At 34.9% G+C, this 12988-nt stretch carries 7 protein-coding genes; 2 read left to right on the forward strand and 5 right to left on the reverse strand.

What is annotated here, in order from left to right; translation table 11 throughout:
* Positions 1-545: 545 nt before the first annotated feature.
* The 3 genes from guaA to CIPSTX3056_RS00645 form a co-directional block, all read right to left on the reverse strand.
* The gene (gene guaA, locus CIPSTX3056_RS00635; protein ID WP_072666044.1) at positions 546-2126 is read right to left on the reverse strand and encodes a glutamine-hydrolyzing GMP synthase; all 1581 of its coding nucleotides are present in this window, start codon (positions 2124-2126) and stop codon (positions 546-548) included.
* 137 nt (positions 2127-2263) lie between these two features.
* A complete protein-coding gene (guaB, locus tag CIPSTX3056_RS00640; protein WP_072666045.1) occupies positions 2264-3730 on the reverse strand; it encodes an IMP dehydrogenase in 1467 nt (488 codons plus the stop codon).
* Between the two features lie 1419 nt (positions 3731-5149).
* Positions 5150-5287 carry a hypothetical protein gene (locus CIPSTX3056_RS00645; protein WP_157883601.1) on the reverse strand — a complete coding sequence of 46 codons (138 nt, stop codon included), beginning with the start codon at positions 5285-5287 and terminating at the stop codon, positions 5150-5152.
* A 603-nt stretch (positions 5288-5890) separates the two neighbouring features.
* Between CIPSTX3056_RS00645 and dnaX the strand changes: the two genes are divergently transcribed.
* Positions 5891-7354 carry a DNA polymerase III subunit gamma/tau gene (dnaX, locus tag CIPSTX3056_RS00650; protein ID WP_072666046.1) on the forward strand — a complete coding sequence of 488 codons (1464 nt, stop codon included), beginning with the start codon at positions 5891-5893 and terminating at the stop codon, positions 7352-7354.
* Positions 7335-7787 carry a DNA polymerase III subunit gamma/tau C-terminal domain-containing protein gene (locus CIPSTX3056_RS00655; RefSeq protein ID WP_157883602.1) on the forward strand — a complete coding sequence of 151 codons (453 nt, stop codon included), beginning with the start codon at positions 7335-7337 and terminating at the stop codon, positions 7785-7787. The genes dnaX and CIPSTX3056_RS00655 overlap by 20 nt, the downstream gene beginning before the upstream one ends.
* Positions 7788-8764: 977 nt before the next feature.
* On the opposite strand, the gene htpG is transcribed toward CIPSTX3056_RS00655, so the two are convergent.
* Positions 8765-10657, reverse strand: a complete 1893-nt coding sequence (htpG, locus tag CIPSTX3056_RS00660) for a molecular chaperone HtpG (RefSeq protein ID WP_072666048.1) — start codon at positions 10655-10657, stop codon at positions 8765-8767.
* Positions 10658-11363: 706 nt separating this feature from the next.
* Entirely contained in the window at positions 11364-11951 is a 588-nt protein-coding gene (locus tag CIPSTX3056_RS00665) for a thymidine kinase (RefSeq protein WP_072666049.1), read from the reverse strand.
* Positions 11952-12988 lie beyond the last annotated feature (1037 nt).

A 12988-nucleotide genomic window follows, 5' to 3' on the forward strand; every position in this document is an offset into this window, starting at 1 on the left:
CAATGATAGTAGTCTCTCCTAGAGACTAGAGTGCGCGAATACATTATTTGGTGCAAATACATGATCGCTATATCAGACAAGAGGCTGGTGATAATAATTGAATTATTTTAGCTATAGAGAACTTTAAGAGAATATTACTATTATAGGCAGAGTTTTATTTTTCTATTTTAGAATATTGCGTGAATTTACGGAAAACAAGATGACAATAAGCTTTAGGCGTTAAATGTTAAATAGGTATCAAAATTTCAGGATAGTCTATTATATATAATACATTCAGCCACACTTCTCTTGAAACAAGTAAGTGTAGGTTCAAGTAGTTTTTAGCTTCTATCTTCTAAGTATATTAAAAGCAAATAAAGGAAGGCACATGGATTAAAATAGAATGTATAATTTTGACCTTACTTAAAGTAAGAGACATTTAATATAAAAGTTATATGATAGTTCCAATATAATGCATGTGAGGGTTTCTGTTTGATCATGCATTAATATAAGTACTGCATACACTCACGTCCAGGCCATTTTCTTAGGCTGTATGAATACGATCTTTATTCCCATTCGATTGTTGCAGGTGGTTTACTAGAGATATCATAAACAACGCGGGATATTCCCTGAATTTCATTTATAATGCGATTAGAAACAGTGCTGAGAAACTCATATGTTAGGTTTGCCCATTGAGCGGTCATAAAATCAGTTGTTTCAACAGCTCTAACAGCTATGACCCAGTCGTATTTGCGGTTATCACCTATAACGCTAACAGAGCGAATCGGAAGAAACACAGTAAATGCTTGGCTTACTTTATTATACAAATTAGCTTTGTGCAATTCTTCAACCAATATAGCATCAGCGGATCTTAAAAGGTTACAGTATTCTTTTGTAACCTCACCCAATATGCGGACACTTAAGCCAGGGCCTGGAAATGGATGTCGATGTAGGATTGAGCTCGATAATCCTAACTGCATGCCGATTTCTCGTACTTCGTCTTTAAATAGTGTTTTTAGAGGCTCAAGTAATTGCAGCCTCATCTTTTTCGGCAGTCCTCCAACATTATGATGTGATTTGATCACGCGTGTTTTAGCAGTTGATGTCATACCAGATTCAATCACATCAGAATAGATAGTTCCCTGTGCTAGCCATTTTATATTGCCAAGTCTAGCTGCCTCTTCTTCAAATATCTCAATAAATACGCGACCAATAATTTTACGTTTAGCCTCTGGTTCCTGGATACCAGATAGAGCTTGTAGAAAACGTTCTTCGGCTGCTATGTGGATGATATTTAAACCAAAGGAGTTAGAAAACATGGTTATCACCTGCTGAGCTTCCCCCAAACGAAGAAGGCCATTATCAATAAACACACATATTAAACGATTACCAATGGCATGGTGCAATAACAATGCTGTTACTGAGGAATCGACACCTCCAGAGAGTCCAAGGATAACTCTGTCATTTGTGATCTGATTGTTTATCTGTTTAGTGGTATCATCGATGATATTTTTTGAAGTCCATAGCGCTGTGCATTGACAAATCATTCGCACAAATTGTTCTATTAAGCTTAGTCCTTTTGGTGTATGCGTTACTTCTGGATGGAATTGTACACCGTAGAAACGTTGTTTTTCATTTGCCATGATCACCACTGGACACTTTTCAGTGCTGGCGATCGTAATAAAATTAGATGGGACTTTACTAACATGATCGGAGTGGCTCATCCATACATCCATAAGTATCTTTTCAGCCGTGTTGGTACCACTTAAGAGCGGAGGAAGTAACGGGCTGTGTCCTGTGATTGTAATTTGTGCATAACCGAATTCGCGCTGGTTAGAGCTTTGCACATTACCACCTAACTGAACAGCCATTACTTGCATGCCATAGCATATACCAAGAATTGGCACTCCTGCATGAAATATATAGTTTACCGCACGTGGGCTATCATGAGTTATACTGCTCTCTGGCCCTCCTGAGAGAATTATTCCGTTTGGGTTACATTCTCTAATCTGTTTTTCTGATGCATTCCATGCCAGTAATGTACAATAAACTCCAATACTCCTTATGCGCCTTGCGAGAAGTTGTGTATATTGTGAGCCAAAATCAAGTATAAGGATACGATCGGTATAAATATTTTGTGATAGCATGAAAAGATTTTCCAGAAAATAATATCGTCAATTAGAGGTCATGCGATGCACTTTATAGTTAAAGTGCAAAGAATAGTTGTAGTATGGTAAAAAAAAATCACTATTTAGTTGTATCAGGCAGTATTTTAGATGCGAGACTAGGAGCTCATGTAGTAATTTGGGGGTTCTTTTGTGATAGTAACATTATGCGAGTGGCTTTCTGATATGCCTGCTTGACTAATTCGTACAAAAACCGCTGTGGTGCGTAATTGTTCGATAGTAGCACAACCCGTGAGACCCATACAAGATCTTAGTCCACCCATTTGCTGATAGATAATCTCCTTAAGGTGACCTCTGTATGCCACGCGTCCTTCGACACCCTCCGGTACCAATTTCTTGCCCTCATTATGATTTTGAAAATAACGATCGGAAGATCCTTTAGTCATGGCTCCTAACGAACCCATCCCGCGGTAAGATTTAAACGAACGCCCCTGGTATAATTCAATTTCACCTGGTGACTCTTCACTACCTGCTAGCATGGATCCCAGCATAACCACTGCTGCTCCGGCAGCAATAGCTTTAGCTATATCTCCTGAGAATCGAATACCTCCATCAGCAATAATTGGAATGCCTGAACCTTCTAAAGCAGTTGCAGCGTCTGAAACCGCTGTTATTTGAGGTATACCTACACCAGTGACAACACGGGTAGTGCAAATTGATCCAGGACCAAGACCAACTTTAACTGCATTAACGCCTGCTTTAGCTAGCGCTAGTGCACCAGAAGCGGTTACTATATTACCGCCAATAATTTGAAGATCAGGATATTTCTCACGAGTATTTCTAATACATTGGAGAACACTTTCAGAGTGGCCATGCGAAGAGTCAATCAATAAAATATCAATGCCGGCGGATACTAGAGCATCAATGCGTTCTACATTATCTAAGGTGGTGCCAACAGCTGCTCCGACGCGCAGGCGTCCATGTTTATCTTTGCAGGCATAAGGTTTGCGCTCTGCTTTTTGAAAATCTTTAACAGTTATCAGGCCTCTTAATTGAAACTGGTGATCTATTACTAATGCTTTCTCTACACGCTTTTCGTGCATTTTTTGCAATATCACCATGCGTGACTCGCCTTCTTTTACGGTGACTAGTCGTTCTTTTGGAGTCATAACAGCAGAGACAGGCAGATCAAGATTAGTAACAAATCGTACATCCCGGCCTGTAATGATACCATCTAATTGATTTTGACTGTTAACTACTGGATAACCCGCAAAGCCATTACGCTTAGTCAAGGTTTGCACTGCTCTTAGTGATGCAGTCGGTAATACAGTTTGCGGATTAACTACTACTCCACTCTCGTACTTTTTAACCCTACGGACTTCTATTGCTTGATCTTCAATAGACATGCTTTTATGAATAAAGCCTATCCCCCCTTCTTGTGCCATGGCAATTGCCAGGCTAGACTCAGTGACAGTGTCCATGGCAGCTGATATTACGGGAATGTTTAAACGAATAGTTTTAGTCAGTGAGGTAGTTAGATTAGCTGTTTCTGGAAGAACGGAAGAGTGAGCTGGAATAAGAAGAACATCGTCAAATGTCAGGGTTTCTTTAGCGATTCTGAGCATGGAAATATCTCAATCTAAAAGTTAACAAAACGTATATAATATTGCCACAGCATTTTACAGGCCATCATCTATCTTCTTCAGTATTTTAGGTAAAACTCTAGATTTTTTGAAGAGACATTTATAATGTATCTAGCCCTGTTAAGTTTTACCTGTAGCATATACAGTATATATTTTTACTATCAAGCTTAGCTATTGAATTTAGGATAGCAGTGTTTGGCCTAATAGTATAGGTTTAGAATTCATAGTTTGGTATTAGTATTGTAGTTTGTACAGAGTTTTTATAGCGTATTGAGCTACATTCGATCACTTTTAACGTATATCATTGCTATTTGGTCCTAAAGTTTTGTAATATAGTCTTGAATATTATTGCAAAATTTTAGATATTATTACGCATAGAATTGCTATAAAGAATGATGATATTACTTTGTAAGGGATATTGATTACGGTTTTTGGTGTGATCGTATTGTTACTGCTCAATGCTTACACAAATCAGTCGCTTGATGGATTTCCGCAGAGTATATTTCGTATTTTATGGTTAATAATAACATATGAAATATAAAAAATATGTGTATATTTTCTTTTTTATGTTCGCATTACAATTAATAGCATCACTACAGTACTCAGGTACACAATAAGTATATTTAGTACTTCAGTTACCAGCTAGTCATTGGTATTGCTTGGAACAGTATATGAATAGCAGAGATCCTTGTAGTAGGTCAAAAATACAATATGCGTTGAGTGCTTGTATGTATTTTGTCTGTATTTAATGATGAAGCATTGCGCAAATACAATATGTATAATTATACATGAGTTATATATTATGCATGTGAATAAGAAAAGCAATGTTATCTACTAGTTCGATTAATGGTTCATATTGTTCAAGTTATAGTATACTCTTGAGTTTTATCTTTATTTAGGTATTTTTTATTTTATTTAGGTATTTTTTATTTTTCTAAAAATAAAAAATATTCTTAGGTATGCTCTAAGACATATAAGGAATTTTATTTATGGGATTATCTCTAGCTGGATAGTATATTTTCAGTAAAATTGTAAGTAAGATTTTTATGTCAGTACAATTTAAAGTCTCATGTTATATGATGAGATAAAAGTTTGAAAAATTTTTTAGATCTTTGGATATTAAAAATACATCCCATTATAGATCAAGAGGGATGAGAATAAATATTGTATGATGTAATCATCTAATGAAAACTTGACATAGATTCAACGGGCAGTATTTAAACAGCATCTCCATAGTATCGGTCTCACTTAAGGAAGGATCCTGGTTATTCTAGTAACAGCATATTTGAAAATCTGATTATACTCTACCATATTCTCCTATGTGCCCTGAGGGGCATCTGTAAGATTTAGGGCTCAAACACTAAGATTACAATAATCATGCTTACTGGCAATGAGAGACTTCTAGTAAATGGGCTTAGCAAACACAACTGTGCGCTTAATAATTTCGCGCTTATTTAATGATAGCATTTTGGCAATGATAGCCTCTCCTTTAATAAAATGTGACCCGAAACGCTGTTGATTCATTGTCACTTTATACATTAGTATCATCTTTATGATACAACCTATTGACAGCGCTAACAGTCGCAATCTAATCGAATCATTAATCTTTTTATTATAAGAGCGATCTGAATTCTAAATCTGACATTATAGATATTATCTTGATATTCATCAAATGGTGGCGCAGCAATATGTACTTAATAGAAATTCTACCTAAAAGAATAACCATATATGGTTACAATCCTGTTTTGCATTAGTTTTTTCAGTGTGCGCGTATGTCAATAGGTTATGTTAATAAAAATCTTTCGACTTAATAATAGTAAATAAGACTAAAATAACAGCAGGTGTATAGTCGTGTGGCATTTGCTATTGATGTTGAATCATTATAGCATGCAGTATCTGAATAGATAGGTTAAATATGTTGTTTTAAATTAGGTATGTATCATATATGATACAAAATAATTGAACCAGCATTGAGAATTAGAGATGAATAGCAACTTACCTACAGAATAAATCTTCCTACATATTTGATTGGAGTATGCTTTGAAGACGCTCAATCTCTTTTTAAAAAATAAATTAGTATTTAACTGTAGTTAAATATATTTTAAACAGAATGAATATTCCAACCTAGATGATTAAAGTTTTATGAGCTATCAAGTATTAGCCAGAAAATGGCGTCCACAAGTGTTTACTGATGTTATTGGTCAAGAGCATGTATTACTGACATTAAAAAATGCATTATCTTTAGGGCGTATACATCATGCTTATTTATTTTCAGGCACAAGCGGTATCGGAAAGACTACTATTGCGCGGATATTAGCCAAGAGTTTAAATTGTGAGACTAGTATTACTGTTGACCCTTGTAGGGTATGCAATCAGTGTCGTGATATTGCTGAAGGCTTTTGTCTAGATCTTATTGAGATTGACGCAGCTTCACGTACGAAAGTTGAGGATATTAGAGATTTGCTAGAAAATGCGCAGTATACCCCAGCCCGGAGTCGTTTTAAGATTTATTTAATTGATGAAGTGCATATGTTGTCGCGTCATAGCTTTAATGCTTTATTAAAGACTCTAGAGGAACCACCACCACATGTAAAGTTCCTCTTAGCCACAACAGAGCCGCAAAAACTACCAGTAACGATTGTATCGCGCTGTTTGCATTTACACTTAACAGTATTAGATACAGATCAGATTTGTATGAAATTGCAGAATATACTTCAAGATGAAAATATTCATGCAGAGCTCAGAGCACTAGAGCTATTAGCACAATCAGCCGATGGTAGTATGCGTAACGCGCTAAGTTTAACTGATCAAGCAATCGTAATAGGAAAGGGGGCAGTGACCACTACTGCTGTCAGTGATATGCTCAGCATTTTGGATGATCAATATTCGATGTCTCTAATCGAGAGTTTGGTTCATACTGATGGTGCAAAAGTCATGGAGCTATTAGATCAAGCAGCTATACGTGGCATTGACTGGGAGGGTTTGCTAATAGTGATTCTTGGGTTTTTACATCGTATGGCAATCATGCAGCTATTACCTTCTGTGATCAGCAAGGATAGAAGCGCTATTGATTATCGATTGAAGTCACTAGCGAGCACAGTATCTCCAACTGATCTTCAATTGTATTATCAGATTATTCTACTAGGACGTAAAGAGTTACAATTTGCACCTAATCAACGTATGGGGGTTGAGATGACCCTGTTGCGCGCGATGGCGTTTCAACTAAAAGAAGCCCAAGACGAAGAAAAAACGGATAGGGTCATGAAGGACCCATTATACCATGGATCTCCCTCTAAGGCACTGGAAAATTTAGTGACAGGTGTAGAGAAAAAAAAATTAAAGGAATCCTTCTCCAAAAGTTTGCAGAATAGTAACAATCAAAACTCGTATAGCAGTAAAAATGCCACTAGTCATAAGAAAGTTATGTGCATTCCTGACAATAATAAATTTTTAATAAAACGTACTCCATCAGAAAATTCAGCGATAGATCTAAAAGTAGAAGAGCGTGAAAATATACCTACCTCTAATCAAAAAACTTCATCTATAGTCAATTCGAAAAAAAAAACTACCATTTCAAGTGAATATCTTGACGAGGGATATCCATAAGTATAAGGACATCAGCAATCCAGAGTTTGTCTTAAAAATAATCGAAGAATCATGGAAGCGCGACACTTGGTCGGCTGATTTAGATAGATTAAATATACCAGACGTTGGCTATCAACTCGCCTTGCATTCTTGGAGGGAGGTTACTACGCGAGGGTTTTGTTTGCATATTCATTCTATCCATAGTCATTTTAATACACCTCAAGCATATCAAGCATTATATAATAGTTTGACAAAAGCTAAGACAGTTCCTTTGAAATTAATAGTTTTAGAAGATGATAAGTTTTCTATATTAACCCCGTTAGACTGGCGGTATAAAATATATGAAGAGAAATTAGTGGCAGCGCGAAAATCCGTTTTTAACGATACTAATATTCAAACTCTTTGTCATTTTTTTGATGCTTCAGTAGAAGAAAATAGTATTTGGCCTACCTGATTTTAGATTAGATCTTAGTATCTAATGCTTCTTAAAATGTCATAATTGTGTTACAACTAACAAAAAGAGTGTTTTTCTATTAAACAAGCACGGTTTAAGAACTATCCCTGTCAAAGCATGGATACAGATCAACTAATAATACAGAGTGGTTGTTAGCTAATTATTTTTCAATGGTGTGAATTATAGATTAATCGTTTAAAATTATTAATTTTCTAATGAAAATTTTATTACTAGCTATAGGTAAGTCTAGATTTGGTAATCTCAGGTGATTTGATTTTCCATGAGAACATAATTTGTTCTTAACAGACCTCTGCGATTAATATATATTCCTTAAAATTATATTCCTTAAAATTAATTAATACTAAACGATAGTAACATTTAACCTGAGTATATGCATGATTCTTTCCTATGAATGACACATTATGCCGTAACAGCCATAAATCGATAAAGATAATTTATTTAGCTGTTCTTATGAGATTAAGAACAAAAAGAACTACACTACATTCAAATAGCATTCAATTGGTTGGGCTCTGAAGGTAGTAGTATATTTAAAGGATTTCTTCTAACAACATGCAATAGAAACTTTCTAAATCAAGTTTTTTAATGAGCGTAATAGAAGTACGACTAATACCACTATGTCAAGGTCAAGACAAAGGAGCATTTAATATTTAACTACAATCATGTGCGCTCATTATAAAGAACAGGACGTCCTACCTATACGGCTAAAGAGTGTCTAAGTTTTTAGAAGTTTGCATGATATGAAATATTGTTATATGAGCATATGCAAGTTATATTGGCATATGCAATATATCTAGTTATTCTAAAATTGTTTTAGAAGTAGCCTGTTTATATTTTTAAGCCGTTTTTAAACGTTTTGAGTAATTTTGATGAAAAGCCCGCGCTAAGCATATTGCGGGCTGGTGTTCTATTAGATATTCCTATCTTAGCATAATGATATCTATGGGGCTTTATTTATTTCACACAGGCATCTCTTCTATTGAATTAATAGATTTTAAAAGCATACGATTAATTCGTTGGATAAACTGATTGGGATCTTCTAGTGTCCCCGTTGCAGCAAAGATAGCTTGAGCTAAAAATAATTCGATCCACTCTACAAAATGCGCTTCATTTTGTACCTCAGCTGCTAATTTCACTAATGTATGCTTAGGGTTGAGTTCCAATAGATAGCTTACCGCTGGGGCGTTTTGACCTGTAGCAGAAAATAACTTTGCCATCTGCGTAGATATATCATTCACGTCTGTTGTTACGATTGCTGGCGTATCAAATAGGCGGTGTGTTAGGCTTACGCCTTTAACACGATCTCCAAGAAAGCTTTTAACCCGATTAATAAACGGTTCTAGAGATTTCTCGGTTTCTTTTTGTGTTTCACTGGTAGCATCGGCCAACGCATTTAATGTAGTGTCAGCTGTGCTGACTGATTGGAATTTCTTTCCCTCAAATTCAGTAAGATGACTCATCATCCACTCATCGATACGGTCAAAAAGCAAAAGAACTTCGATGGATTTTTTATGGAACATCTCAAGATAGGGGCTATTTTTAGCTGCAAGATAGCTATCGGCGGCTAAAAAATAAATTTTTTCCTGCTCCTTTTGCATTCGAGATAGGTAATCATCTAATGATACGGTCTGCGATGAATCTGGACAGGTAGTGGAAGAGAAACGAAGAAGCTTAGCAATAGTTACTGCATTATTTCTATCTTCTGCAGGTCCTTCTTTCAGAACTCGTCCAAATTGCTGCCAAAATGTTTGATATTTCTCTTTATGATTTTTTGCCATGGTATCTAACATTTGAAGGGAACGTTTAATAAGTGCTAGACGTAAGGTTTGTGTAATATGGTTACTTTGTAAGATTTCACGTGAAATATTTAATGGTAGATCATTAGAATCAATTACCCCTTTGATAAAACGTAAGTAATTTGGCATAAACTGTTCAGCGTCATCCATAATAAATACACGCTGCACGTATAGCTTTAGGCCGTGCTTATGATCACGATTCCACATATCCCATGGAGCTTGAGCTGGTATGTATAAAAGACTAGTATATTCTTGTTTTCCTTCTACTCTATTATGACTCCAGGTAAGGGGATCAGTATTATCATGAGATAAATGCTTGTAAAATTCTTTGTATTCTTCATCTGTAATATCGGATTTGCTGCGTGTCCATAGCGCTTGAGCTTTATTAATCTGCTCCCATATGACAGTATCATCCTCTTCATGATGTGTTTGAATTTCCACTGGTAACGAAATATGCTCGGAGTATTTACTAATGATATTACGAATATGCCATACATCTAGGAACATATCTTCGCCTTCACGTAAATGAAGGATGATCTCCGTACCTCGGTCGTTTTTTTCAATATCAGAAATAGTGTAATCACCCTCTCCGGAAGACTCCCATAACACCCCTATCTTATCAGAGGACTCTGCAGAACGGGTGCGCACTGATACCTTATCTGCTACAATAAATGCAGAATAAAAACCAACACCAAACTGACCAATTAACTGACTGTTTTTGGCATTGTCTGATCCGAGTGAGGCTATAAAAGATTTAGTACCTGATTTTGCAATAGTGCCTAGATTTTCAATAACTTCATCTCGTCGCATTCCAATGCCGTTATCACTAATAACAAGAATGCGCTTGTCTTTTTGAACTTCTATCCTAACCCGAAGATCACCAAAGTTTAGCTCTGATGTAGATAGTGCCTTAAATCTTAATTTTTCAGCAGCATCGGAAGCGTTAGATATCAATTCACGTAAAAAAATTTCTTTATTTGAATACATGGAATGTATCATTAATTTTAATAGTTGCTTGACTTCTGACTGGAAGTTAAGAGTTTCTTGTTTGTGCATGATTCTTTCTACCTCAATAGCGGTTATGACTTTTTAAAGCACCTGTATGAACTAAAAAACTAATGATGATGCTCTAAAGCTATATTTCAAGATAAGACAAAGGTGTTTAAGTATATACTTTGCAAGATCAAAAAAGCTTTTTATAACTCAGTGACTTAGTTATAAATGCTATTCTCCGGTTTACTGGTACTACCGCTATAATACTTTTAAATACTTTTCATTGTAATGTAGTAACATGGGTTAAAGAGCATTTTATCTCCTTACGCACTGCACAAAATCATGTTTTTATCATAATTTGATGCATGAAGTGATTACATTCACTATAGGAAGTGATTACATCTACTATACATCTACTAATAGAAATCTGGTATTTTAAGTAAGTATGACTTTCATTCCGATAATGCTCGTGGATAACGTTATAAAAATTTTTATTTATCACTATAATATGTCGTAGGAATTAAGATCTGTAGCATGTATATATGCATTACATGTTTATTGATAATAAAAGTATCGCTAACAGAATTATCGCTAATAGATTTTAGGTATCACGCAGTCTGACTACCTCAGTCTAACTACTATAATGATAGTCCCTTCGTAGTTTTTGAGTGCAATTACTAGAATTATACTGCATGATTTGTTCATATTAAGGAAATCAATATATTAAACTCTTAGTCGGCTATCGTTTCCCTGACGGTTGTTTTTACTCCTATATCGAAGCTATTTGTAACGCCTCAAAGTAATGCTTGCGGCATACTGACATATATTTCTCATTGCCTCCTATTTGTATTTGGTCTCCTAGAATAACAGGTTTTCCGAGAGAATCAACACGTAAGACCATCCCTGCTTTTCTACCACAGTAGCAAATTGTTTTTAATTCAATTAACTTATCTGACCACGCTAATAAATATTGACTACCAGAAAATAACTCGCCACGGAAATCGGTGCGCAGACCATAACATAATACCGGGATGTTTAATATGTCCACAACTTCAGATAAGTCCTGAACTTGCCTGCGTGTTAAAAATTGACTTTCATCAACTAAAATACAGTGAACCGTTTCATGCTCTGTTGCCGTGTTAATGTCTTGAAAAAATTTCGTTTTAATATGAAATAATATAGCAGAAGATGAAATTCCAATGCGTGAGCTTACTTTAGCTACATGAAAACGATTATCGATCTTTGCGGTATAGATTAAAGTTCTCATCCCTCTTTCATGATAATTATAAGAGGATTGCAGCAAGGCTGTTGATTTTCCGGCGTTCATTGCTGAATAATAAAAATAAAGTTGCGCCATCCGATTTTCTCCTGGGGTATAAATAAAAATTATACAGTGGGATAGCGTCATTAGGGTTTACATATATGAATGTTAGGTATTAAATTGCAATTTAATAGTGCATGAGACTCATTTTATAGCAATATGCTTATACAGCTGGTTTCATACCTTAATGATCTTTATACCACTATAGTGGTGAATTTTACCATGACCTATGTAACAAATTTAGCTTATCTCTTATGCTGCTCATAATTTTATTATTATAGATAATAGAGTAAAGTTATTATTATAGATAATAGAGTTAAGATTTAAAGTCATTTGATTTTATCCAAGAGTGTGAAATATTCAAGATTTTACATTGTATATAGCATTATTAAGTAACTATGTGGCTATAGCATACCCTGTATAAATTGAAAATAATTAGAATATATTCAAAATCATTATATAAAGCGCACTCTATGAACCGAATCGTATAACATCATAAAAAATAAAAGGTTATCTGAGTTTTACGCATTCACTGTATGCATGATTATAATGATTATATATAATGTGATTATAATGATTATATATAATGCATTCAGTGAGTATATAATAAAATCTAGACTCAGCCATTGAATCAAAACTCACTCAGTATGTTAAAGAGAGGTGAACATTAGGTTTGTTGACCTATATCTGTAATTTACACTAGCATGTATGTGTGTCACTTTTATTCTTGATTAAAGTGTACAGTATAGTGTTGATAGAGGTTTTGAGATAACCTTAAAATTTATATCAGAATTCGCTGTATTTTCAAAAACAAAAGATTTTCCAATGCTACAATGCGTATTGTAATCTCTATTTGAGTGATGATCTCATCAGTTCATGATTGAATTAGTATTGTAGTATGAATATAGGCAAGTATAGGGTATAATTTGTATATTATTTGGTAATCTAAAAAGCATAAAGACTATAGGTATTCCTTTTAGTTAGTGTGTATTAATATTCATTATGCACATATGGTGTTAAGTCTGCATTAGTTGAGTTAATTATAAATTATACTAGGTGTTATTATAACTAAT

The organism is Candidatus Erwinia haradaeae, assembly GCF_900698965.1.
Taxonomy (GTDB): Bacteria; Pseudomonadota; Gammaproteobacteria; order Enterobacterales; family Enterobacteriaceae; genus Erwinia_E; species Erwinia_E haradaeae_A.

Excerpts from the sequence above, each read along its gene's own strand:
- guaB (WP_072666045.1), bottom strand. The coding sequence starts at position 3,730 with ATGCTCAGAATCGCTAAAGAAACCCTGACATTTGACGATGTTCTTCTT.
- CIPSTX3056_RS00665 (WP_072666049.1), bottom strand. The coding sequence starts at position 11,951 with ATGGCGCAACTTTATTTTTATTATTCAGCAATGAACGCCGGAAAATCA.
- guaA (WP_072666044.1), bottom strand. The coding sequence starts at position 2,126 with ATGCTATCACAAAATATTTATACCGATCGTATCCTTATACTTGATTTT.
- CIPSTX3056_RS00645 (WP_157883601.1), bottom strand. The coding sequence starts at position 5,287 with ATGTATAAAGTGACAATGAATCAACAGCGTTTCGGGTCACATTTTATT.
- dnaX (WP_072666046.1), top strand. The coding sequence starts at position 5,891 with ATGAGCTATCAAGTATTAGCCAGAAAATGGCGTCCACAAGTGTTTACT.
- htpG (WP_072666048.1), bottom strand. The coding sequence starts at position 10,657 with ATGCACAAACAAGAAACTCTTAACTTCCAGTCAGAAGTCAAGCAACTA.